Source organism: Sulfitobacter sp. S223, from assembly GCF_025143825.1.
Taxonomy (GTDB): domain Bacteria; phylum Pseudomonadota; class Alphaproteobacteria; order Rhodobacterales; family Rhodobacteraceae; genus Sulfitobacter.
The window spans coordinates 2,098,941-2,122,197 of the sequence record NZ_CP083560.1 but is presented as its reverse complement, the minus strand read 5'-3'; the positions used below and the strand labels follow the sequence as shown (position 1 = coordinate 2,122,197).

The window sequence follows — 23,257 nt, the reverse complement described above, 5'->3', positions numbered from 1 at the left end:
GGGCACCGCGTAGGCGGAGCCGTTATTCAGCTGCCATCTTGGCTGCGCGTTTCTTGGCCGCGTGGGCCAGCATGCCTTCGCGGACCCAAGCACCGTCTTCCCACGCTTTCTTGCGTGTATCGAGGCGGTCGTGGTTGCACGGGCCGTTGCCTGACAGCACGTCAAAGAACTCGTTCCAGTCGGGTTCGGCAAAGTCATAGCCGCCCTTTTCGTCGTTCCATTCCAGCGTCTTGTCCGGCACGGTCAGGCCAAGGTACTCGGCCTGCGGCACGGTCTGATCAACGAACTTCTGGCGCAGCTCGTCATTGGTGTTCATCTTGATCTTCCACGCCATGGATTGGGCGGAATGAACGCTGTCTTTGTCCGACGGACCAAACATCATCAGTGACGGGTACCAGAAGCGGTTCAGCGCATCCTGCGCCATCTTTTTCTGGGCGTCCGTGCCGTTGCACATCTTCATCATGATGTCGAAACCCTGACGCTGGTGAAAGGATTCTTCCTTACAAATCCGTACCATAGCGCGGGCATAAGGGCCATATGATGTTCGCTGAAGGGGCACCTGATTCATGATCGCAGCACCGTCTACCAGCCAGCCCACAGCGCCCATATCGGCCCACGTCAGCGTCGGATAGTTGAAGATCGACGAATATTTCATCCGCCCTTCGTTCAGCGCCTCGAACATCTCGTCGCGAGTAATGCCCAGCGTTTCCGCAGCGCAATAAAGATACAGGCCATGGCCCGCTTCGTCCTGAACTTTCGCCAACAGGATCGCCTTGCGCTCAAGCGTTGGCGCGCGGGTGATCCAGTTGCCCTCAGGCAGCTGGCCCACGATTTCCGAATGTGCGTGCTGGCCGATCTGGCGGATCAGGTTTTTGCGGTAGCCATCTGGCATCCAGTCTTTCGGCTCGATCTTGCCGTTGGCATCAATGCGCTCCTGAAAGGCCCGCTCTTGCGGCTCCATCTCGTCGAGGGTTTTCACCCCCTGACCCGTGGACTTGATCATTTGTGCATACATAGCTCAGACCCTTTCAAGAATAAGTGCAACCCCTTGGCCCACGCCCACACACATGGTGCAAAGCGCATAGCGGCCCCCGGTACGTTGCAGTTGATAGGCGGCTGTCAGCACCAGCCGCGCGCCGGACATGCCCAGCGGGTGGCCGATAGCGATGGCGCCACCATTGGCGTTCACGTGAGGCGCATCATCCGCGACACCCAAGGCACGCAGCGTTGCAATCCCCTGAGAGGCAAATGCCTCGTTCAGTTCAATCACATCCATCTGGTCGATGGTCAGGCCCGCACGGGCAAGAACCTTTTCCGCCGCCGGAATGGGGCCAATGCCCATCACGCGCGGTGCCACCCCTGCGGCAGACATAGCGACCACACGGGCCATCGGTTTGAGCGCTTGCTGGCTGGCCATCGCCTCGGACGCGATCAGCATTGCCGCAGCACCGTCATTCACGCCGGACGCATTGCCCGCTGTCACCGTCTTGTCTGTGCCGTTGATCCCGCGCAGCTTGGCCAAGGCCGCAGCGTCTGTCTGGGGACGGGGATGTTCATCGCGGTCGACCACCAGCGCATCACCTTTGCGCTGTGGAATGGTGACTGGCGTAATCTCTTCTGCGAATACCCCTGCGGCATCCGCTGCTGCCCAGCGTTGCTGGGAGCGTAGGGCAAACGCATCCTGATCGGCGCGGCTAACGCCGTGGTCTTCGGCCACGTTATCCGCTGTCTCGGGCATCGAATCGACGCCAAACATCTCTTTCATTTTCCGGTTGATGAAACGCCAGCCGATGGTTGTGTCATAGACAGCGTTGGCCCGGCCAAAGGCAGTTTCGGACTTTGGCATCACAAAGGGTGCGCGGCTCATGCTTTCCACACCGCCAGCAATGGCCAAATCCATGTCGCCTGCGCGGATCGCGCGTGCCGCTGCCCCCACAGCATCCAGACCCGAGGCACACAGGCGGTTTACTGTAATTCCCGGCACATCTACGGGCAGGCCAGCCAGCAGCGCGGCCATGCGCGCCACATTGCGGTTGTCTTCCCCCGCCTGATTTGCGCAGCCCATTACAACATCATCTACCCGTGCCCAGTCCACGCTTGCGTTGCGCGCCATAAGTGCGGCCAGCGGGGTTGCTGCCAAATCGTCTGCGCGAACAGAGGAAAGTGCGCCACCATAGCGCCCGATTGGTGTGCGGACTGCGTCGCAGATAAAGGCGTCGGCCATTCGTGATCTCCCATCAAGTCTTGTTACATTGCCTACTCTATAACTCATAGGTTTTCAAGATATATGTTACATGTTCTTGCATGATGCGCATCAAAAAGTAACGCAATGGCGGAAAACCGCAGCCAACCACCCAAATTCTCAAAAACTTGTGCCAATCCGCAGTTGCCGAGCATGGGGGATCGCGCCATGTTAGGGAAAACGCCTGCAGAAACGCAGGCCCCCATTGAAACAGGCGGGTAGGGTGCACAAATACCTACCCATACAGGAAACGGCCCAAACGTTGCCTCGAAGAGGGACTAAAGCCGTTTTGCCAAGATAAGGAAATGAGCATGCAAGAGCCTCTGAACGCGAGCTATCCCGTACTTCCGTTGCGCGATATCGTCGTATTCCCTCATATGATTGTCCCATTGTTCGTGGGCCGCGAAAAATCCGTTCGCGCGTTGGAAGAAGTCATGGCCGATGACAAGCAGATTCTGCTGTCCAGCCAGATTGACCCCGGTATCGACGATCCTGACAGCGATGGCATTTTTAAAGCCGGTGTGCTGGCGAATGTCCTGCAACTGTTGAAGTTGCCAGATGGCACCGTGAAGGTGCTGGTTGAAGGTCAGGCGCGTGTGCGCATCACCGAATACCTTGAAAACGATAGCTTCTTTGAAGCACGTGCCGAGTATCTGACAGAGATGCCGGGCGACGAAGACACAACCACAGCCCTGCTGCGGTCGGTCGCGGACGAGTTCACGCGCTATGCAAAAGTCAAAAAGAATGTGCCAGAAGAGGCGCTGACAGCTGTCAGCGAAGCCTCTGATGCTGCACGTCTTGCGGATCTGGTCGCTGGCCATTTGGGCATCGAGGTCGAGCAAAAGCAGGATCTTCTGGAAACGCTCAGCGTATCGGACAGGCTTGAGAAAGTTTACGGCCTGATGCAGGGTGAACTGTCTGTGCTGCAGGTCGAGAAAAAGATCAAAACCCGCGTGAAAACGCAGATGGAGAAAACCCAGCGCGAATACTATTTGAATGAGCAGATGAAGGCCATTCAGAACGAGCTGGGCGATGGCGAAGACGGCAAGAACGAAGTGGCCGAGCTTGAAGCGCGTGTTGCCGAAACCAAGCTGAGCAAGGAAGCCAAGGAAAAGGCCGACGCCGAGATCAAAAAGCTCAAGAACATGAGCCCGATGTCTGCCGAGGCTACTGTTGTGCGCAATTACCTTGACTGGATGCTGTCTATCCCGTGGGGCGTTAAATCACGCGTCAAGAAGGACCTCGGCAAAGCCGAAGCGATTCTGGACGCCGATCACTACGGTCTGGAAAAGGTCAAAGAGCGCATTGTTGAATACCTCGCGGTGCAGCAACGCTCGACCAAGCTTAAAGGCCCGATCATGTGCCTTGTGGGCCCTCCAGGTGTGGGTAAAACGTCGCTTGGTAAGTCCGTAGCCAAGGCAACGGGGCGCGAATTCATTCGCATCTCCCTTGGGGGTGTACGTGACGAGAGTGAAATCCGTGGCCACCGCCGGACCTACATCGGCTCCATGCCCGGTAAGATCATTCAGGCGCTGAAAAAGGCGAAAACCACGAACCCGCTTATCTTGCTCGATGAAATCGACAAGATGGGTCAGGATTTCCGTGGCGACCCTGCATCAGCCATGCTTGAGGTGCTTGATCCGGAACAGAACGGCACGTTTGTCGATCACTACCTCGAGGTCGAATATGACCTGAGCAATGTGATGTTCCTGACCACGTCCAACAGCTACAACATGCCTGGTCCGCTGATGGACCGGATGGAGATCATTCCGCTCTCGGGGTATACCGAGGATGAAAAGCGCGAGATCGCCAAGCAGCATTTGGTTGAAAAGCAGATCAAGAACCACGGCCTGAAAGCCAAAGAGTTCAAGATCGAGGATAGCGCCTTGACGGGCATGATCCGCTATTACACTCGCGAAGCGGGCGTGCGGAACCTTGAGCGTGAGATCGCAAAGGTGGCGCGTAAAGCGCTGACCCAGATCGTGCGCAAAGAGGTCGAGAGCGTCGTTGTGACAGGGGATAACCTGCATGGGTTCCTTGGTGTGCAAAAGCACCGCTATGGCCTGGCCGAGAAAGAGGACCAGATCGGGGTTGTGACAGGCCTTGCCTATACGTCGGTCGGTGGCGAATTGCTGCACATTGAGGCTTTGCGTCTGCCTGGTAAGGGCCGGATGAAGACCACAGGTAAGCTCGGCGATGTGATGAAAGAAAGCATCGACGCGGCAAGCTCTTATGTGCGCTCCATCTCGCCTCAGATCGGGGTGAAGCCGCCGGTGTTCGATACCATCGACATCCACGTGCACGTGCCTGACGGTGCAACGCCAAAGGACGGACCGTCTGCCGGTTTGGCCATGGTCACGTCCATTGTGTCGGTGCTGACCAAGATACCAGTCCGCAAGGATATCGCCATGACAGGTGAGGTAAGCTTGCGCGGGAATGCAATGCCGATCGGTGGCTTGAAAGAAAAGCTGTTGGCGGCACTGCGCGGGGGGATCACTACTGTCCTGATCCCGCAGGAGAATGAAAAAGACCTGCCGGACATCCCCGACAACGTCAAAGAAGGGCTAACCATCATTCCGGTCAGCCATGTGTCCGAAGTGCTGGAGCACGCGCTGGTATCCAAACCACAACCCGTGGAATGGGACGAAGCCGCAGAAGAGGCCGCAGCTGCGGCAGCGCTGGCGGCAAAGCGCGCCGGTGGTGATACTGCCACAGCACACTAACCGGTGAAATCGGAAGCGCCCCGCAGGAATCTGCGGGGCGCTTTGTTTATGTGCGGTGGGTCCGGTTCTGCGATCGACTGTCGATTGGCCCGTCGGATCGTTGTGAGGGTTTGACCGCCGGCAACGCTCAGCGCACCAATCACTCGTACAATTTGCCCAACATAGATAAGGATTGCGTTCTCGCGTTGCAGGGAGTGGCAAACAACAGTGTCACGTGAAATATAGAGCGTCACCCGACCGACTGGATTTTTTACTGCTGTTCTGTTAACCTTCCTATTACATAATAATAAACGAGCAGCAGAGCAGGAAAATCCATGCCAACATCTACAAAGTCAAAGACAGCGGTGAATAAAGCCGCAAGCAAGACCAAGGTGGAGACACCCAAGGCCGCACCAGTGACAGAAATCGATATTTCCAAAACGCCCAAATCCACGATGGCAGAGCCAACCGTGGTCGAAACATTGACCCCCGTTGTTGTCAGCAATGAGCTGCGCAAGAAAGAGCTGTTTGATCTGGTGGTCGAACGCTCCGGGATGAAGAAGAAAGATGTTAAGCCCGTCGTAGAGGCCATGTTGGCTGTCTTGGGGGACGCTTTTGCTGAACAACGTGAGATGGACCTTCAGCCTCTGGGCAAATTGAAGGTACAGCGCGGTAAGGAGCTGTCCGACGGTCGCGCGCTGGTGCTTAAGCTGCGCCAGAAAACAGCCCGGCTTAACGCGGCGCCATCTGCGAGTGATGCGCAATCAGACCCTACGTCGACAACAGCCGCGCAATAACGCCCGTTTCGGCGACTATGCCCCCCTTGTCGCGGGGGGCATAAAAAGTTATCTCCCCGTCAGCGGGTGATTAGCTCAGTGGTAGAGCGCTTCGTTCACATCGAAGATGTCAGGAGTTCAAATCTCTTATCACCCACCACCCTTCTTGAAAAATTCTTGAACTACCGATCTGCGCGGCAAGCGCCGTTTCGAATAACGCATCAAATTCAGGACCTTGCCGGTGACATCTTATCCAGAACTTTATGTGCTCAGGCACGGTGAAACAGAATGGAACGCACAAGGGCGCTTTCAGGGTGCCTACAATTCTCCGCTGAATGCATTGGGCCGCAAGCAAGCCGCGCGGCAGGCCGAGATTCTGGCCGGAATTGATCTCAGGAACTTCCGGATATTCAGCAGCCCTCAGGGCCGCGCCGTAGAGACAGCGGCGATCGCCCTTTCGCGGCAGGTTGAGGAGGTGCACACTGACCCGCGCTTGCGTGAAATCGGCATGGGTGACTGGGCCGGTAGAATGAAATCAGATCTGGCGGCGCAGGGGCTGATCGACCTCGGCACTGCTGACTCGCTGGATTTTTACGAAGACGCCCCCCAAGGGGAGGGATTTGAGGCCCTTGAAACCCGCTGTATGGGCTTTTTATCGTCTCTCACAGGCCCGTCGGTGCTTGTGACCCATGGCATTACGTCACGTATGATACGCGCTGTTGCGACCGGAAAAGGCCGTGCGAACCTTGCAAATATGGGTGGTGGGCAGGGTGTTATCTACCATGTTTTAAATACTGTGCAAAAACGTCTCGATTGAGGCTTGCCATGGCTGATTTGTTTGTCTAAACCCGCGCTCACGGGTCGTTAGCTCAGTTGGTAGAGCGCTTCGTTTACACCGAAGATGTCGGGAGTTCGAGTCTCTCACGACCCACCATATCGCGCGGTTGTAGCTCAGCTGGTTAGAGTACCGGCCTGTCACGCCGGGGGTCGCGGGTTCGAGCCCCGTCAACCGCGCCACTTTCCCAATTCAACTTTGTTTCAACCTGTACGGCTGTTGGCTTAGTACTTGTTCGAGCGTGTGCGTCGGGCCGGGCTTTTCATATGCGTCCTTTCCCGTGGCTGCCTTGGAATCACTTGTAGTTTTGAAATCGCATCAAGGCTGGTGGTGCCGATGGGCGGCACGGAAACCTATGCTGCGAGTGAGACACGTCAGTTTCCCAAACCTTACCAGAGCAGAGGTCGCGAAGGCGTCTGGTTCGGCTATCACGACCACACGGACAAAGCGGGCCCGGACCCGTCTGCAAGCTGATTTGCGGGGGAACACGGATGCACATGTATGGACGCTTCAGTGGCCTGTGATGCCGTTGCCACGCAACTTTCACGACCGCCGATTGATCGGCATTTGACCTGAGAGGCGACCAAGTCTGATCGCGTTTGCAGACAAACTGAAAAGAAATCGCAGAACCTGTCAACTAAGCTCTTGACGCATATCACCCTGTGGCCTATCCCGCTCAAACGCTTCGACGGCAACCGCCGGAGGAGATGCAGCGGGCGGTTGTAGCTCAGATGGTTAGAGTACCGGCCTGTCACGCCGGGGGTCGCGGGTTCGAGCCCCGTCAACCGCGCCACCGCTGCTTTGAAAAAGGTCTCCTTCGGGAGGCCTTTTTTGTTTCCTGTGTGTCAGGCAGCCGGAGAATGGAAGCCCAGAGCCGCTTCAATCCGGGCATCAAGCTGGCTGTGCATCCATGCGGTATCTTTATCATTCCAAACATCTGGCGCTGGTGCGCGATCTTCTACTTCGGGTGTCCAGCGGTTGCCCATGCGCCGCTCTACAGGGCTATAGCCTTGCTTGGTCGGGCTCAGCCCGAAATGTGTGCTCAGATCCTTCAGAAAGCCCTGAGGGTCCGCGTTGAACGCATCAAGCGACACATAGGCAACAGAACCTCCGCGGGCGGGCAGGGACATCAGGGCGCGGTGTTTGAGGTTCCGCATCGCAAAGATGTTTTCGTAGGGTGCGCCGGTGATCGGGTGACGGTCCCATTGGAGCGTGTGGCCGAGGGGCTGCAGGCGCGGGGCGATCCCGTCAAAATGGCCCAGCTTGTCTACGTAGGAATCCCACGGTGCGCGCAGGAAGTCTGCAAAGCTGCGGGATTGAACCTCGGCTGTTGCGTGCCACGGGCGCTTGTACAACGAATGCGCCCATTTGTCCGGCGCACGCACAGCGCAGATGGTCAGAAAGCCAGGGGGCAGGGCGATCATCGCGGGGACGGCGTGCTTCCAACCCAATGCCTCGGTTCGTTTGATTGTCAGCGCGTCCTGAACTGTCTTGCGGATAATGTTTGTGCCGCAGCCACGTTCCCCAAGCACCTGAAAACGGTCAAAGGGGCCATCGCCTGCTTTGTGGAAATACCAACCCGTTGCGCGCATCTCCGGTGCCATTTGCGCACAGAATTCACTAAATCCGGAAGGGTCGGTGGCGTGGGCCATTGTCATTTTTTGTCTCTCGCGGCTTAGTGCTGGTGCAACCCTCAGTGTGTAGGCTCTGGCGGGGAAAGAAAAGAAGGAAGAGGCATGCAAACAGCAGCGGCAGTCACAATGGTGCGCGATGACGCGTTTTTTCTTAAAGCGTGGTTGAAGCACTACGGCGACACATTGGGCCGCCAGAATTGTTATGTCATCAATCACGGCTACGGCACGGAAGTGGCCGAGCTGGCAGCGGGCTGCAACATCATCGGCATCCCCGGTGATCCGCACAAGAATTTCGATGTCAAACGCTGGGGCCTTCTGAACAATCTGGTCGGCGGCCTGCGCAAGTATTACCGCCATGTGGTGGTCGGCGATGTGGATGAACTGGTGGTGGTGGACCCGGACAAGGGTATGACCCTTTTAGAGTATCTTGAGGCTGCACCAGAGAAGCGCGTGCTAACCCCTTTGGGGCTGGAGGTGATCCACCGCATTGATATTGAACCTGATGCCATTGGGGATCACATCATCGGGCCACGTCGCTATGTGCGTCCTGCGCCGCATTACTCGAAACCTTGCGTGGTATCGGCCGCGGCCAAGATTTCGCGGGGCGGGCATTTTTCCCAGTATCCGAAGTTGCACACGCCGGATGAGCTGTATCTGTTTCACCTGAAGTTCTGCGACTTTGACCAGTACAATGGCGCGATGGATCGACGTAATTCGGTGACGCAAGAGATGGGTGATGACATCAAAGGAACGTCAATAGGGCGGCACTGGTTTGCATCGGCACGCGGCGAAGACCGCGCAATCTTTGAAGGCTTCGCAGAGCGCAAACTGGTAGACGGGTTTAATCTGGGTTTTATCCGCAAGCGGATGCACCGTTCGTTCAAAGCGCGCGGTGAAACGGGATATTATGAATTCAACCGGCCCGAGTTTGACACACAGTATCAATTACCGGAACGGTTTATCGGCGCGATCTAGCAATCCGCACTTGGGCCGTTGCCACAGATTGCAGCAACGGCCCGTCTGTCATTTAGCCGCGTTTGTCAGCAACAATCGCCTGCATCTGCTCCAGTGGCAGGTAGCCACGCAGCATTTCATCCTTCATCACGAACGTCGGCGTGCCTGTGATTGCCAGAACACTGGCCAGCGCACGGGTTTGTGAAATCTCGGCAGTGACTTCGTCGCTGTTCATACGTGCTTCGATCGCTTCCATGTCCAGACCGAAGGTCTTGCCCAGACGTTGCAACGAAGGCATCGTGACGTCGCCCTTAAAGCTCATCAGCGCATCGCCGACGGCTTTGTAGCTCTCGTCGCCCGCCACCTGTTTGACCGCCACGGCAAAGCGAGAGGCCAGCACAGACGCATCGCCCAGAATTGGCAGCTCTTTCACGATCAGTTTGATATTGCCGTCTTTTTCAAGCAATTCAGCGACTTCGTCGTGGGCCTTGCGGCAATAGCCACAGCGATAATCCAGGAATTCGACCAACACGATGTCGCCTTCCGGATTGCCGCCAACATAAGAATACCCGTCGTTAAAGATTGCCTCGGCGTTCTCGGTGACCAGATCAAAGTCGGCGCGCAGCTGTTGCTGTTGTTCACGCTGCTGCAAAACTTCGACAGCTTGCATGATGACTTCGGGATTTTCCATCAAATAGGACCGAACTTCGGCGCGGAACAATGCCCGCTCGGCATCTGTCATTTCTTTGAGGTCGGCAGCAAATGCGCCTGTTGCGAGGCTGCCCAGAAGGGCGGTGGTTGCGATAAGGCGTTTCATAGCTTGGTTCACTTTCGTTTTGCGGCACGTTGGGAGGCAATCAACACATCTTGGGCCCGCTGCCAAGGGCCGGAGCCCTCACCCAGCAGGCCAGAGGCGCGTTTGGCATGTATTCCGGCATCTTTCAGCCGTCCGGAAAGCGCATAGCGCTCTGCGGTGACAAGGGCGGCCATGCCGGTTTGTCCGGTCTTGGCATAGGCGGTGGCAAGATCACGCAGCATTGATCCATCGCGGTAATCCTGACGGCGCGATTTCTCGAGCGCAGCAAGTGCCTGCTTTGTCTGACCCGCAGCCAGCAGCGCACGGCCATAGCCCGACAGCACCAGCGGATCATTCGGCGCACGCTGGACCGCGCTGGCGTATGTCTGCGCAGCGGCGGCAAAGTTCCGGGATTCCAACAAGATCTGGCCTTTCTGATCCCGCAGGAACGGGTCTTTCGGGCGCGCCGCGATGCCGCGATCAATGGCTGCCAGTGCTTTTTTGGTACGGGAATTGCGATGCTCTGCAATGGCTTCGCGCAGGGCGCGCACATCCGCATAGCGTTCTGACCCAAGCCTGCGCAGCGTCCAGTTCGGCGCGCGGGTGTAGGCGGTGATCTTGCCTTGCAGGCGTGCGAACCAGTATTCGGCGGTCGGGTTTTCAGGCAGTGTCCCATAGCTTGCGACATATCCCGCTACCGCACGCACGCGGTCACGGCTTAGGGGATGGGACCGCATATACGGGTCCTGCCGACCCACGCTTAATGTTTCCTGACCGGCAAACATGTTCAGCGTGTCCAGCAATCCCTGCGGTGATGCGCCTGCGGACTTCATGTAGCGAATACCGGATTGATCAGCCGAAGCTTCCTCGGCGCGGGTGTGCGACAGAAATGCCCGCTTGGCAGAGGTGGACGAGCCGATGGCGATCCCGGACGCCGCAGCCCCGTTGCCAGAAGCAGCAGCAGCCGCGGCCAGCGCCAGACCCAAGCCTGTAATGGTGCGCGAATTTGCCAGATTACCAAGACGGCGCGCGATGTGGCCGTTAGCGATATGGGCGGCCTCATGGGCGATGATCCCTTGCAGCATTGGCGCATTATCAAGTTTGTTTATCAGACCGTAGTGGATGAAGATCGCGTCGTTGCTGACAACGAAGGCGTTCAGGGTGCTGTCGTTGACCACCAGAATTTTCACCCGCTGCGGGCTTAAACCTGCCGACCTGAGAATGGGGGCGGCAATCTGTTTCAGCGCGTATTCCATATCCGCATCACGCAGCAGACCGATGGCCTGCGCGGGCACAGCGAACAGCGCTACGATGAGCATTGCTGCTATTGACGGGACAAGGTTGTTCAGGGCAAAGCGCATGGACCCACTGTAGGAGAGCTGACATGCGAAATTCAAGCCGATCCGAGGTTGATCCCTTTATTGTGATGGACGTCATGCAGGCCGCCGCCGCGGCCGAAGCTGCGGGCCGTCATATTATCCATATGGAGGTTGGGCAGCCCGGTACAGGTGCGCCGAAAGGGGCTTCGGCGGCACTGAGCCGCGCGATGAATGACGGCCCGTTGGGGTATACCGTTGCATTGGGGCTTCCGGCCCTGCGCGCACGTGTCGCACGCATGTACGGCGACTGGTACAACGTCGATCTTGACCCCAACCGTGTGGTGATCACCTCCGGTTCTTCTGGGGGCTTCATACTTGCGTTTACGGCGCTTTTTGACAGCGGTGACCGCGTTGGTATCGGCGCGCCGGGCTACCCCAGCTATCGCCAGATCCTTGGCGCACTCGGTATGCAGCCGGTTGATCTGCCTGCCGCCCCCGGAAATCGCTATCAGCCGGTACCATCCGATTTTGCCGGTTTGGATTTGCGTGGGCTTCTTGTCGCGTCTCCGGCCAATCCGACGGGCACAATGCTGGATCACGGTGCCATGTCTGCGCTGATCGGTGCGTGCCATGAAAGCGGCGCGTCTTTCATCTCGGACGAGATTTACCACGGCATTGAATACGACAAGAAAGCCGTGAGCGCCCTGCAGGTCACCGACGAAACCTATGTCATCAACAGTTTTTCCAAATATTTCTCGATGACGGGTTGGCGGGTTGGCTGGATGGTGGTGCCCGAAGATCAGGTGAGGGTGGTGGAACGGATCGCCCAGAACATGTTCATTTGTGCGCCGCACGCGTCTCAGGTTGCTGCATTGGCCGCGATGGATTGCGAAGACGAATTGCAAGCAAATATGGACGTTTACCGCGCCAACCGTGCGTTGATGCTGGAGGGACTGCCGCGCGCGGGTTTCGACCGGATTGCTCCGCCAGATGGCGCGTTTTACGTTTACGCCGATGTCAGCGGGATCACCGATGACAGCCGCGCGCTGGCAGCCGAAATTCTGGAAAAGGCGGGCGTTTCCGTCACACCGGGACTGGATTTTGATCCTGTGCGCGGCCACACGACGCTGCGCTTTTCCTACGCGCGCAGCACAGCGGATATCCGCGAGGGTCTGGCGCGGCTTGCGGCGTTCATGCAGTCCCGCTGAGACGCTGGACCAAGCCTTGCATTGAATGATAGGCTCCGGCCAAAGCGCCACATAAAGAAGCAGTGGCCGGAGCGGTGATGAAACGATTTTTGCTAAGTATTTTCTGTGCGTTGTGGGCGTCTTCTCAAGTCGCTGCGCAAGAGTTGAGCGCGCTTGCACGGGTGGATGCATCGGCCAGCAGTATTGCCGATGGCTGGTGGGGGCGCACTGACCTGACGCTTCGGCTGTCACAAGGCGTGCCGTTTCGCGTCTTTACGCTGGATGATCCCGCGCGGCTGGTGGTTGATTTTCGGGAAGTGGATTTTGACGGCCTGCGCAGCGCCAGCCTGTTGGGCACGACCGGTCGCATCAGCGCTGTGCGGTTCGGCGCGTTCCAGCCCGGGTGGTCGCGGTTGGTGGCTGATCTGGCAGAGCCGATGCTGCCACAGGAAATCGGAATGCCGGTTGACCCCAATAGTGGCCGCGCAACCCTTGAAATTTCATTGAAAAAGGTCGCACCAGAGGTATTTGCCGAAAACTCCGGCGCGCCGATTGATCCCAACTGGACACCGGCATTCCTGCGCGCACCGCCACCGCCGCGTCCCGGTGCCGATCGGTTTACCGTTGTGCTTGACCCCGGTCACGGAGGTGTCGATCCAGGGGCCGAACGGAACGGTGTGAGCGAAAAGCAACTCATGCTGAGCTTTGCCCGAACATTGGCTGATTCCCTTCGCCGTGCAGGCGTCGAAGTGGTGCTGACCCGCGAAGAGGATGTGTTCGTCGCCCTTGAGACTCGCGTGGCGATTGCCCACCAGACGCAGGGCGATCTTTTTATCTCTTTGCATGCCGACATTCTTAGCCAAGGCGGCGCGCGCGGGGCGACTGTTTATACCCTATCGGATGACGCCAGCGATACCGCGACAGAACATCTGGCCTCTCGGCACAACCGCTCTGACATCATTGCGGGGGCCGATTTGACCGGATCGGATGATCAGGTGGCGCAGGTCCTACTGGACCTTGCAAGACAGGAAACCGGCCCACGTTCAGCCGCACTTGCCATGACGCTGGCAGAGGGCATGGCGGGGGCGGGCGGCCCGATGAACCGCCATCCGCTGCGCGAAGCAGGATTCTCGGTGCTCAAGTCTGCCGATATCCCTTCGGTTTTGATCGAAATCGGCTTTCTCAGCTCTGACCGTGATCTGGCCAATATCAGCGATCCAGTCTGGCGTCAGACCATGGCGCAAGGCATAGCACAAGCGGTTCTGATCTGGCGTGATGCGGATGCGGCAAGGGCCGCTCTGGTGCGCCAATAACCAGTCGGTAGAGGCTTATACCGCCTATATTTTTTAGGCGATGTTTCGCCCTTATTCCCCGCGCTTGCCTTTTGACCATCCCGCCCTTTGCGCGTATAGGAAGAGGCTAATCAAACAGCCATACAGGAGCTGTCGCGCGTGTTTCGGATGATCCTTTCCTTCTTCGGTGGTATTTTCACCACCCTCACGATGTCCATAGGCATTGTGGCGCTGACGATTGGTGCGGTTTTCTGGATGTACGGGCGCGATTTGCCAAGCCACGAATCCCTTGCGTCCTACACGCCGCCGACCATCAGCCGCATTTATTCAGGGCAGGGCCGGTTGATTGACGAATTTGCGCAAGAGCGGCGTTTGTTTGCGCCCGCCAACACGATCCCCGCGCTGGTGAAGCAGGCGTTTATCTCTGCCGAGGACAAGAACTTTTACGAACATGACGGCTATGACTTGCGCGGTATTGGCGCGGCGGCTGTTGATGCGGTCAAATCGCGCGGGCGCGATGTGCGCGGGGCGTCCACGATTACCCAGCAGGTGATGAAGAACTTCCTGCTGTCAGGGGATCGTCGGGCAGAGCGTAAGATCAAAGAGATCATTCTTGCCGCCCGTCTCGAAGAGACATTGGACAAGGAGAAAATCCTTGAGCTTTACCTCAACGAGATTTTCCTTGGTCAGAATTCTTATGGTGTGGCGGCGGCCTCCCAGACCTATTTCAACAAAACCCTGAGCGAACTTGCCCCACATGAGGCGGCAATGCTGGCCAGTTTGCCGAAAGCCCCGTCTGATTATCATCCGGTGCGCCGCAAGGATCGCCTGCTGTCGCGGCGCAACTTTGTGCTGCGCGAGATGAAAGAGAATGGCTATATCACAGAAGCCGCTTACCTTCAGGAACGCGATATGCCGCTCCGATCGGTCCAGAATGGCGATTTCGAAAGCTTCAAGCAGGACCTGCCGCCGCGCGATTACTTTACCGATGAGATCCGCCGCCAGCTGTCCGAGAACTTTGGCGAGGGTGAGTTCTTTACCGGTGGTTTGACTGTCCGCGCAACCATCGACAACGAAATGCAACCAATTGCGGCCGATGCGTTGCGGCGCCAGCTTGAGCAATATGACCGTGGCATCGGTGTTTGGCGCGGGACGGGCGTGACCCTTCCTTCGGAAGCGTTGGTTGACGAAGAGACGTGGCGCGCGGCCTTGGCCGAGCTGCGCGTGCCGCGCGATATCATGCTTGAGACACAATGGTTCCCTGCTGTCGTGCTGGAGGTGGCAGACAAAGGGGCGCGTCTGGGCATCGAATCCGTGGAAAACGAAGAGGGCGGCAACTGGGTTCCCAAAGAAGACATGAGCTGGGCGCGCAAACGGAACAAGGACGGCAAACTGGGCGCACGTGGTGATCTGGTAGCCGTCGGCGATGTTGTGTTGGTGCGCCGCATGGTCACCGACAATGACGGATCGTTTATCCGCTGGACGCTGCGGCAGGTGCCGGAAGTGCAGGGCGGCTTTGTCGCGATGGACGTGAACACCGGTCGCGTGATCGCCATGCAGGGCGGGTTCAGCTATCAGGCATCTGTGTTCAACCGCGCCACTCAGGCCAAACGTCAGCCCGGCTCCAGTTTTAAGCCGTTTGTTTTCGCCGCAGCGCTCGATAGCGGGTATTCGCCTGCCACGATCGTGGTCGACGCGCCGATCGAGATCAACACGCCGCAGGGTGTGTGGCGTCCGCAGAACTCTTCCAACCGCTACTACGGCCCGACGCCGCTGCGGACCGGGATTGAACAATCGCGCAACCTGATGACCATTCGTCTTGCACAGGAAGTGGGAATGAACGTTGTCGGCGATTATGCCGAACGTTTCGGGGTGTATGAGAACCTGTCGCCAGTTCTGGCCAACGCGCTGGGTTCGCAAGAAACAACGCTGTACCAGATGGTCGCGGCCTATGCGATGTTCGCCAATGGCGGTGAGCGGGTGGAGCCTACGCTGGTCGACCGCGTGCAGGATCGCTATGGCCGGACCGTGTACAAACACGACAAACGTATTTGTGAGGATTGCAGCCTGCCGACACTGGCAGCAGGGGTGTCACCACGGGTGATCTCAAACCGTGAACGAGTGATGGATCCGATCACGGCCTATCAGCTGACGTCAATGATGACGGGCGTGGTTGACCGCGGGACCGCGCGCAAATCCGTGAACCTCGGCGTCCCGACAGCAGGTAAGACAGGGACAACCAACGATTCGAAAGACGTCTGGTTTGTCGGCTTCACTTCCAACATCGTTGCGGGCTGCTACATCGGCTATGATCAGCCGCGCAGCTTGGGGCGCTCTGCCTCGGGTGGCGGAATGTGTGGTCCGGTCTTCCAGCGCTTTATGTCCAAGGCTGTCCAGAAATACGGTGGTGGTAAATTCCGCGTGCCAGAGGGCTGTGAGTTTATCAACATCGACCGTTTCACCGGTGCGCGCCTCAGCTCTGATGCGCGTGGTGACAATGTCGTGTCAGAGTGTTTCCGCGAAGGCGAATTCATCAACTTCGGCATTACCTTCGACGGTGGCTTTGCAATGGGCGCCGATCTGCCTCTGGTCGAAGGTATCGGCGGCAAGAGTGCCAAAGAGGTCACAACCTCGACTGGCAAGAAGGCCATTGTCGGACCAAAGGCCGGTTTCGGCACGCTCAGCACAGGTGGTCTGTACTAGGACGCGCCTAACGCTTGTAGCGGCTGGACCGCTGGTCTATCACATGGGCGGCCCTCGTATCTGCGAGGGCCGCTCTATTATTTCAGGACTGATCATGCGCGCAGAAGTACAAAGCACCGTCGATAAAATCCGCAAGTCGCTCGACCTATTGGCCCAGCGGCTGAACGTGGAGACGGCCCCGTATCGGCTTGAGGAATTCAACGCGCGGGTTGAAGATCCAACCCTCTGGGATGATCCTGAAGCTGCGCAAAAGCTGATGCGCGACCGTCAGGCGCTTGTCGATGCAATGGCGACCTATGAAGGCATCAAAACAGAGCTTCAGGACAACATCGATCTGATCGAACTGGGCGAAATGGAAGATGACGCCGAAGTTGTGGGAGAGGCCGAAGCAGCTTTGACCAAGCTGGCCAAAACAGCCGCCCAGAAAGAGCTGGAAGCGTTGTTGGACGGTGAGGCGGATGCCAATGACACCTTCCTTGAAATCAACTCGGGTGCGGGTGGTACAGAATCGTGTGACTGGGCGTCCATGCTGGCGCGGATGTACGTCCGCTGGGCCGAGAAGAAGGGCTATACCGTAGAGCTGCAATCAGAAAGTGCCGGCGAAGAGGCGGGCATTAAATCCGCCGCGTACAAGATCAGCGGTCACAATGCTTATGGCTGGCTCAAATCGGAATCCGGCGTGCACCGTCTGGTGCGTATTTCGCCCTTCGACAGCGCGGCCAAGCGGCACACCTCCTTTACCTCGGTCAAAGTGTACCCTGTGGTAGATGACAACATCGAGATCGAAGTGAACCCGTCCGATATCCGCATCGACACATACCGCTCCTCTGGCGCGGGCGGTCAGCACGTCAACACCACCGACTCAGCGGTGCGCATCACCCACCACCCCACCGGCATCGTGGTGACCAGCTCCGAGAAATCACAGCACCAGAACCGCGACATCGCGATGAAAGCATTGAAGAGCCGTCTATACCAAATGGAGTTGGACAAGCGGTCCGCGCTGGTCAACGAAGTACACGAGAACGCAGGTGACGCGGGCTGGGGCAACCAGATCCGATCCTATGTTTTGCAGCCCTACCAGATGGTGAAAGACCTGCGCACAAATTACGAGACATCCGACACCAAAGGCGTGCTGGACGGTGACCTTGATGGGCTGATGGGCGCCACGCTGGCGTTGGCCGTATCGGGCAAAAGCCGCGCCCAAGCGCAAGGCGACTGACGCCGACGTGGTTTCGAAATGTCTGGTATGCGGACAAAGCGGACCTTCATACCCATCTTCCCAAGGTCTGTTTTAGGGTTGTCTGCCAACAATAAACTGTGTTGTCTTCTACCAAGTTGGGAGAGGCATCATGGATTTTTCAGCGTTTAGAGAAGGCGAACGCAAGGGATGGTCAGCACGGGCACGGCTGTATGGTGACGCCACTGCACGCGTAACACTTCAGACCATTCCGAAGTTGCTAGACCATGCAAGACTTTTTCCTGGCGCAAAGGTGTTGGACGCAGGCTGCGGCCCCGGCTTTGTCGCTGCTAGCGCCAAACTTCTTGGCGCTGACGCCGAAGGCATCGACTTTTCGGAAGGGATGGTTGAGCAGGCAAGAGCTCAGTTTCCCGACATCAATTTCTCTGTCGCTGACGTTGAAGATTTGCCTGTACCGGACGAAACGTTTGACGCTGTCCTGAGCAATATCGTTCTGTTCCATGTAACCGACCCGGAACAGGCGATGTCCGAGGCCCGCCGTGTTCTCAAGCCGAATGGAAGATTTGTGTTTAGCCAATGGCTCGGACCTGACCGTTCGGAACTCTACCGGCTCTTGTTCGACGTTTTGGGACGGCACGCAGATATGTCGTGTGCGGACCCTGCACCAAATGCATATCTTTTGTCCGATGAAGCCGGCGTTTCTGAAATGATGAGACGCATGGGGTTCGCTGACATCAAGGCGGAGATTGTCGAGAATATTCTGTATGCTCCAGGTCCCAGCTTTTTTGACTTCTTCATGAAATTCGGTGTTCGCGTGCCTCTTATTTTGGAACGTCAAGAACCCGACGTGCAGAACACAATTCGAAGTGAAGTCGATGAGGTGACTGCACCGTATCTCTCGGATGGAGTTTACAAGTTGCGTATGCCGAGTGTCGTGTTTTCAGGTCAGGCAGTTTAATGTGCCGAGTGTCGTACCAAACCTTCGTGCATCGCGCAGCATTCGTTACATCGGGCTCCTCGCTGCCATTCGCTGTGGTTGCACACGAAATCAACGCCAAATCGGAAGGCCAGAGGCGGCAATGCGGACGAAGCCGACTTTACCGACCCAACTATTGCATACTTAGAACGTTCATGCGCACGTAGCGGGGAACTTCCGGCGGTGCCGTGGATTTCTCCGCACCGGAAGGTCAACCGTTTTAAAATTGGGGAAGTTCAAGCAGACCTTTCACTGCAATCTCTTTCAACCATTTAGACGCGGACAAAGTGACATCGGCTCAGTCTTGCCGAAGGTTTGTTTGAACGCCTTTTGTTCATTTTTTTGGCTGGCTGACGAAACGGTGCGGACCGGATTACATTTGATTTCCAAGAAGTTATTGATACGAGATGAAACCCGTATCGTCGCAACTGTCCTGCCAAACCGCATTGCGTGACGCAAACGGGCGATACATCATAAATGATCACTGAATCCAAACGAACTCACGCAGCTAATAGGGCTGCTTTTATTTGAGACTCCCGGGCAATTTCATTGAGGATTATCTGTGTTTCGTAACCTTTGAGGACAGGTCTTGCCGCTGGTCCGTAATTGTCAAAGCCGTCGACCAGGTTCGGGAAAATCGTTAGGATTTTAGCGTGATCATCACGCGTCAATAGAAGTTCACCTTGTTTGCCTGGATGAAAGCTCTCCACGTTAACACCATTACAATTCACAACTTCGTGGTGGTCGAACAAAATGTGGAAGTATTCGACGTAGCCACCGCACCGCTGGACTATTTGCGCATCATCAACGAGGTGTTTGGCAGCAGCGAAACATTCTGAATCGCCAAAGTGCAGGCTGTTTAAATAGGAATGTAGCACTACTCGATGTTTGGGTGAGATTTCGAAAGCTTCGTTGCAGCCGAAAGCGCCCTCAGAGAAGCGGATTGGGGCATTTTTCCCGCGGGCGGCGATTTTTCGCGAACCTATCCATCGAACCGGCTGCGCGCCTCTATCGAGGGTTTCGACCAAATCGCCAACTTTGAGATCTTTCACCGAACACCAGCCAGTGGGAGTTTTAAGCTTACAGCTGGGTGTGAAGCAGACATAGTCTGCATACGTGAAGAATGGGTCACCTGCCACTTGGGCATTGGGTTGATTATCGAAGTTGATGCTTTCGTATTCGCGTCCGGGAACCAAAGGGTACTCTGATAAAGTGTACCTAAAGCTTTGAGAGCCCTGTTTACCATTGAGGATAATGACCTCGAAAGTGACGTCATCGATTGGATCATAAATTGTCCAGCCTGAATCCGCATTGACAGGGATGTCTGTGAACGTTTCGACACCGTTCACTGTTATGGTTGCAGTCGCGGTTTCCTGACTGCCACCAACATTGTCGTCCAGCGTCAACCCATCCACCCCGGTTTCATTGTCGGTGATGACCACTGTGCCAATATCCCCAGCTGGTGGGTTGTAAATGAACAACCCGGGCGGACCTTGGAACCCACTGTCGTAAGGGGAAAAGAGGTAAACATTAAAAGTATAATCAGCCATATTGTATGACCTTCGACAAGAAGGTCTGCAATATGCCGATTGTGCAAGTGATCATGGCAATCACATCGGCACCAACAGCAGATACGTTATATCCACCGCCAAGCGACCTGATCGGCCCTGAGAGCATATCGGTTGGACCGCCCGAAGAAGAGGGCTCGACATGTTTGTTCTTTGAAATAGGCATACATTTACCTGACAAAACTTGAGAACTTTCCTCAAATTAGCGGCTAATTCAGGCACAATTAGAGCGGAAATAGGGTCATTGTCGCCATTTCCAAGGCAGTTGAAGCCAGAGAAATCCAAGGTTGCTGCCTGAATGACCGCGATGGGTTCTGTCATTTGGAGACGATTTTGCGGACAAAAGGGACATTGGCCGTGGTTTTCTAAATGTCGGGTTTCATCTTCATCCGAGCGTGCGCAAGCTGAATATTTACCCACCAACTATACGAAAGTACTGCCAGTTTTTCTTTTGTAACGTTCATCCATGCTTTTGCGCTGTCGCCAAAACAATCGAGGATGTGACATTCTCAAACGATGAAAGATATTTATGAAAACTTCGGACCGGACTTCTTTGTTGTTGGTGCGGCTAAAGCCGGAACTACCGCGCTGTATCATTGGCTCAGTGATCATCCAGACGTCTTTTTGCCAACGGTAAAGGAACCAAGTTTTTTTGCTTACGCGGATGGATTGGTGGCGCCCAGATGTGGTTTGTATGATCCGAATTACTTGAATGAAATCGCTGTGGATAATGTGGCCTATTCGGCCTTGTACGAGGCCGCCGGTCAAAAACTTACCGGAGATGTCTCACCAGTTTACCTGATAGACGAAAATGCTTCGACGCGGATCGCAGCCGCTCGGCCTGACGGGCTGATCATCATCGTATTGCGTGATCCCGTCGAACGGGCATTTTCGCAGTACATGCACCATGTCCGTGACAGTCTTGAAAACTGTAAGACCTTCGATGAAGCGCTTGCAAAGGAAGAGGTTCGATTGGCCGCCGGATGGAGTTGGGGACATGGATATGCGCGCCATGGTCACTATGAAACACAAATCAAACGATACCTGTCGGAATTTCCGCGAGAGCAAGTTCTATTTCTCGACTTCCATGAGATGCAAACTGCTCCAGAAGAATGTTGGTGGCGATTATGTAACCATTTGTCGATAGAGCGACGAGAGCTTGTGAAGAACGAGAGGGTTAACCAGACTGCTAACCTTACTGAAGTATCGGCTCGACCCGGAATGACGCACTGCCTTCGCCACCCGAGCACGGTTCAAAAACTGGTAAAGCGTGTTTTGCCAAAGACCGCGAGGACCACATTACGTCGCATATTGGAAGGGCCAAAACGCCCGGTTCCTGTGTTAAGCAAGGATGCAAGACTCTCCCTTGCCAATCGATATCAAGTTGAACGATCCTCTATCGAGGAATTGACCGGTTTATCGTTGACCCACTGGTTTGAAAACCAACAATCAGACCTTGGTGGATAATGCAGCATCAGATACTTCGGGCTCAAAGCGGGCTTTCGCTGCAGGGGGCAGGTAATAGTTTTTTGAACCCGGTTCTAGCTATTTCAATCTTTGATCCAACCGCGCAACGGTGACTTGATCGATGAAAAAGCGCTACCTGAAAGCAGGGACTATTGCGCACTGACGGTATGCACGGCCATACTGGTTTCATGGAAATATTCAATATGGATGCGCTGGCCCAATCTGCAGCGCTTGAAAAGGGTGATCTGTCCGCGTCAGAGCTGATGGAGGCCACGCTGGACCGCATCGACGCGGTTAATGGTGACGTCAACGCGATCGTCAGCCTGCGTGATCGTGATCGCAACATGGCAGACGCACGCGCCGCCGACAACGCGCCGCGTGCAGGCTGGCTTCACGGCATACCCATCGCGATCAAGGATCTGGCCAATGCGGCAGGTTTGCCTACCTCGATGGGCTCACCATTGTTCGCAGGGCAGGTGGCTGGCAGCGACGATACGATGGTGGCGCGTTTGCGGGCTGCCGGTGCGATCATCATCGGCAAAACGAATACGCCTGAATTCGGGCTTGGGTCACACACTTACAATCCGGTCCATGGCGCTACGCGGAACCCCTATGACCTTGGCCGATCTGCCGGTGGGTCTTCTGGCGGGGCGGCGGCGGCGCTGGCCACGGGGATGCTTAGCGTTGCTGACGGCTCTGATATGATGGGTAGCCTGCGTAATCCGGCGGGGTGGAACAACGTCTACGGGATGCGGCCGACTTGGGGGACCGTTCCGTCGGAACCTGTGGGCGATATGTTTATGCATCAGCTCTCTACCTCTGGTCCGATGGCGCGCAGCCCCGCGGATATGGCGGCGCTGCTGGATGTTATGACAGGGGCTGACCCGCGCCTGCCGCTCAGTACGCAGGCCCCAAAGACATTCGGCGATATCGGGACGCCGCCCAAAGGTCTACGCATCGGTTGGCTTGGTGATTGGGACGGGGCTTTTGCCTATGAGGACGGCATTGCCGACATATCCCAAGCGGCGCTTGGCCAGATGGCAGAGTTCGGCCACCGGATCGATAACCTTCCTGCGCCCTTTGACGCGGACGCCATGTGGCAATCGTGGATTGATCTTAGATCATTTGCCGTCTCGGCGGGGCTGGGGCTTTTCTATGATGACGTGGAAAAGCGGGAATACCTCAAACCTGCCGCCCTGTGGGAGATAGAGCGCGGGCTGGCGTTGAGCGCGCGCGAGATACAGCGTGCAAGCGCGATCCGATCTGACTGGTTCCGCCGCACCACGCGCCTGTTTGAAAATCTTGATGTGCTGGTCCTGCCTTCGGCGCAGCTGTTTCCCTTCGATGTAGAGCTTGCCTATCCGGAAGAAATCGCTGGGCGCAGCATGGATACCTATCACCGCTGGATGCAGGTCGTTGTGCCTGCGGGGCTGATTGGCTTGCCGGTGGTGAATGTGCCAGTTGGCTTCGGCGATGATGGCTTGCCAGCGGGGCTGCAGCTGATCGGGCGGCGCGGCAGCGATGCAGCGCTGCTACAGCTTGCACAGCAATGGCACACGGCAACGGGTTGGCCACAGGCACGGCCACCCGTCCTGCAGGGAGGATGAA

At 56.5% G+C, this 23,257-nt stretch carries 17 protein-coding genes and 4 tRNA genes; 15 read left to right on the top strand and 6 right to left on the bottom strand.

Annotation, left to right across the window (positions count from 1 at the left end; all coding sequences use genetic code 11):
• Positions 1–22: 22 nt before the first annotated feature.
• Together paaA and pcaF are read right to left on the bottom strand one after the other, a co-directional pair.
• Entirely contained in the window at positions 23–1,015 is a 993-nt protein-coding gene (paaA, locus tag K3757_RS10170; RefSeq protein ID WP_259995287.1) for a 1,2-phenylacetyl-CoA epoxidase subunit PaaA, read from the bottom strand.
• 3 nt (positions 1,016–1,018) lie between these two features.
• Positions 1,019–2,224, bottom strand: coding sequence for a 3-oxoadipyl-CoA thiolase (gene pcaF / locus K3757_RS10165; protein ID WP_259995286.1), 1,206 nt, complete (start codon positions 2,222–2,224; stop codon positions 1,019–1,021).
• A 329-nt stretch (positions 2,225–2,553) separates the two neighbouring features.
• On the opposite strand from pcaF, the gene lon reads away from it, so the two are divergent.
• The 7 genes from lon to K3757_RS10130 all read left to right on the top strand — a co-directional run bounded on the left by lon (position 2,554) and on the right by K3757_RS10130 (position 7,348).
• Positions 2,554–4,965 (top strand): endopeptidase La, encoded by a 2,412-nt coding sequence (gene lon / locus K3757_RS10160; RefSeq protein WP_259995285.1) that lies wholly within the window; start codon positions 2,554–2,556, stop codon positions 4,963–4,965.
• 314 nt (positions 4,966–5,279) lie between these two features.
• Positions 5,280–5,741 carry an HU family DNA-binding protein gene (locus tag K3757_RS10155; protein WP_259995284.1) on the top strand — a complete coding sequence of 154 codons (462 nt, stop codon included), beginning with the start codon at positions 5,280–5,282 and terminating at the stop codon, positions 5,739–5,741.
• A 64-nt stretch (positions 5,742–5,805) separates the two neighbouring features.
• Positions 5,806–5,880, top strand: a tRNA-Val gene (locus tag K3757_RS10150).
• 81 nt (positions 5,881–5,961) lie between these two features.
• Positions 5,962–6,537: a histidine phosphatase family protein gene (locus K3757_RS10145; RefSeq protein WP_259995283.1), complete on the top strand. Its 576-nt coding sequence runs from the start codon at positions 5,962–5,964 to the stop codon at positions 6,535–6,537.
• Positions 6,538–6,578: 41 nt separating this feature from the next.
• Positions 6,579–6,654: transfer RNA gene (locus tag K3757_RS10140), tRNA-Val, on the top strand.
• A 6-nt stretch (positions 6,655–6,660) separates the two neighbouring features.
• Positions 6,661–6,737 (top strand) — tRNA-Asp (locus K3757_RS10135).
• A 534-nt stretch (positions 6,738–7,271) separates the two neighbouring features.
• Positions 7,272–7,348, top strand: a tRNA-Asp gene (locus K3757_RS10130).
• Between the two features lie 52 nt (positions 7,349–7,400).
• Here the strand turns inward: K3757_RS10130 and K3757_RS10125 are convergent.
• The gene (locus K3757_RS10125) at positions 7,401–8,213 is read right to left on the bottom strand and encodes a hypothetical protein (protein ID WP_259995282.1); all 813 of its coding nucleotides are present in this window, start codon (positions 8,211–8,213) and stop codon (positions 7,401–7,403) included.
• Between the two features lie 78 nt (positions 8,214–8,291).
• Between K3757_RS10125 and K3757_RS10120 the strand changes: the two genes are divergently transcribed.
• Positions 8,292–9,164 carry a glycosyltransferase family 2 protein gene (locus tag K3757_RS10120; RefSeq protein WP_259995281.1) on the top strand — a complete coding sequence of 291 codons (873 nt, stop codon included), beginning with the start codon at positions 8,292–8,294 and terminating at the stop codon, positions 9,162–9,164.
• Positions 9,165–9,216: 52 nt separating this feature from the next.
• On the opposite strand, the gene K3757_RS10115 is transcribed toward K3757_RS10120, so the two are convergent.
• Both K3757_RS10115 and K3757_RS10110 read right to left on the bottom strand, forming a co-directional pair.
• On the bottom strand, positions 9,217–9,960 hold the full coding sequence (locus K3757_RS10115) for a DsbA family protein (protein WP_259995279.1): 744 nt from the start codon (positions 9,958–9,960) through the stop codon (positions 9,217–9,219).
• Between the two features lie 8 nt (positions 9,961–9,968).
• Positions 9,969–11,300 (bottom strand): M48 family metalloprotease, encoded by a 1,332-nt coding sequence (locus K3757_RS10110; protein WP_259995277.1) that lies wholly within the window; start codon positions 11,298–11,300, stop codon positions 9,969–9,971.
• Positions 11,301–11,323: 23 nt separating this feature from the next.
• Between K3757_RS10110 and K3757_RS10105 the strand changes: the two genes are divergently transcribed.
• The 5 genes from K3757_RS10105 to K3757_RS10085 all read left to right on the top strand — a co-directional run bounded on the left by K3757_RS10105 (position 11,324) and on the right by K3757_RS10085 (position 18,596).
• The gene (locus tag K3757_RS10105; protein ID WP_259995275.1) at positions 11,324–12,466 is read left to right on the top strand and encodes a pyridoxal phosphate-dependent aminotransferase; all 1,143 of its coding nucleotides are present in this window, start codon (positions 11,324–11,326) and stop codon (positions 12,464–12,466) included.
• A gap of 77 nt (positions 12,467–12,543) precedes the next feature.
• Positions 12,544–13,758: an N-acetylmuramoyl-L-alanine amidase gene (locus K3757_RS10100; protein WP_259995273.1), complete on the top strand. Its 1,215-nt coding sequence runs from the start codon at positions 12,544–12,546 to the stop codon at positions 13,756–13,758.
• Positions 13,759–13,896: 138 nt separating this feature from the next.
• Positions 13,897–16,440, top strand: a complete 2,544-nt coding sequence (locus K3757_RS10095; protein WP_259995271.1) for a penicillin-binding protein 1A — start codon at positions 13,897–13,899, stop codon at positions 16,438–16,440.
• 94 nt (positions 16,441–16,534) lie between these two features.
• The gene (gene prfB / locus K3757_RS10090; RefSeq protein ID WP_259995269.1) at positions 16,535–17,659 is read left to right on the top strand and encodes a peptide chain release factor 2; all 1,125 of its coding nucleotides are present in this window, start codon (positions 16,535–16,537) and stop codon (positions 17,657–17,659) included.
• 130 nt (positions 17,660–17,789) lie between these two features.
• Positions 17,790–18,596, top strand: coding sequence for a class I SAM-dependent methyltransferase (locus K3757_RS10085; RefSeq protein ID WP_259995268.1), 807 nt, complete (start codon positions 17,790–17,792; stop codon positions 18,594–18,596).
• Between the two features lie 518 nt (positions 18,597–19,114).
• On the opposite strand, the gene K3757_RS10080 is transcribed toward K3757_RS10085, so the two are convergent.
• A complete protein-coding gene (locus K3757_RS10080; RefSeq protein ID WP_259995266.1) occupies positions 19,115–20,164 on the bottom strand; it encodes a Hint domain-containing protein in 1,050 nt (349 codons plus the stop codon).
• 534 nt (positions 20,165–20,698) lie between these two features.
• Between K3757_RS10080 and K3757_RS10075 the strand changes: the two genes are divergently transcribed.
• Together K3757_RS10075 and K3757_RS10070 are read left to right on the top strand one after the other, a co-directional pair.
• Positions 20,699–21,649 (top strand): sulfotransferase domain-containing protein, encoded by a 951-nt coding sequence (locus K3757_RS10075; RefSeq protein WP_259995264.1) that lies wholly within the window; start codon positions 20,699–20,701, stop codon positions 21,647–21,649.
• Positions 21,650–21,837: 188 nt separating this feature from the next.
• Entirely contained in the window at positions 21,838–23,256 is a 1,419-nt protein-coding gene (locus K3757_RS10070; protein ID WP_260001230.1) for an amidase, read from the top strand.
• The last annotated feature ends 1 nt before the right edge of the window (position 23,257 follow it).

What these genes read in the sequence shown, in the direction of transcription:
- K3757_RS10070 (WP_260001230.1), top strand. Translation starts at nt 21,838, where the DNA reads ATGGAAATATTCAATATGGATGCGCTGGCCCAATCTGCAGCGCTTGAA.
- K3757_RS10080 (WP_259995266.1), bottom strand. Translation starts at nt 20,164, where the DNA reads ATGGCTGATTATACTTTTAATGTTTACCTCTTTTCCCCTTACGACAGT.
- K3757_RS10155 (WP_259995284.1), top strand. Translation starts at nt 5,280, where the DNA reads ATGCCAACATCTACAAAGTCAAAGACAGCGGTGAATAAAGCCGCAAGC.
- paaA (WP_259995287.1), bottom strand. Translation starts at nt 1,015, where the DNA reads ATGTATGCACAAATGATCAAGTCCACGGGTCAGGGGGTGAAAACCCTC.
- K3757_RS10085 (WP_259995268.1), top strand. Translation starts at nt 17,790, where the DNA reads ATGGATTTTTCAGCGTTTAGAGAAGGCGAACGCAAGGGATGGTCAGCA.
- K3757_RS10075 (WP_259995264.1), top strand. Translation starts at nt 20,699, where the DNA reads ATGAAAGATATTTATGAAAACTTCGGACCGGACTTCTTTGTTGTTGGT.
- lon (WP_259995285.1), top strand. Translation starts at nt 2,554, where the DNA reads ATGCAAGAGCCTCTGAACGCGAGCTATCCCGTACTTCCGTTGCGCGAT.
- K3757_RS10115 (WP_259995279.1), bottom strand. Translation starts at nt 9,960, where the DNA reads ATGAAACGCCTTATCGCAACCACCGCCCTTCTGGGCAGCCTCGCAACA.
- K3757_RS10125 (WP_259995282.1), bottom strand. Translation starts at nt 8,213, where the DNA reads ATGACAATGGCCCACGCCACCGACCCTTCCGGATTTAGTGAATTCTGT.
- prfB (WP_259995269.1), top strand. Translation starts at nt 16,535, where the DNA reads ATGCGCGCAGAAGTACAAAGCACCGTCGATAAAATCCGCAAGTCGCTC.
- pcaF (WP_259995286.1), bottom strand. Translation starts at nt 2,224, where the DNA reads ATGGCCGACGCCTTTATCTGCGACGCAGTCCGCACACCAATCGGGCGC.
- K3757_RS10105 (WP_259995275.1), top strand. Translation starts at nt 11,324, where the DNA reads ATGCGAAATTCAAGCCGATCCGAGGTTGATCCCTTTATTGTGATGGAC.
- K3757_RS10120 (WP_259995281.1), top strand. Translation starts at nt 8,292, where the DNA reads ATGCAAACAGCAGCGGCAGTCACAATGGTGCGCGATGACGCGTTTTTT.
- K3757_RS10100 (WP_259995273.1), top strand. Translation starts at nt 12,544, where the DNA reads ATGAAACGATTTTTGCTAAGTATTTTCTGTGCGTTGTGGGCGTCTTCT.
- K3757_RS10110 (WP_259995277.1), bottom strand. Translation starts at nt 11,300, where the DNA reads ATGCGCTTTGCCCTGAACAACCTTGTCCCGTCAATAGCAGCAATGCTC.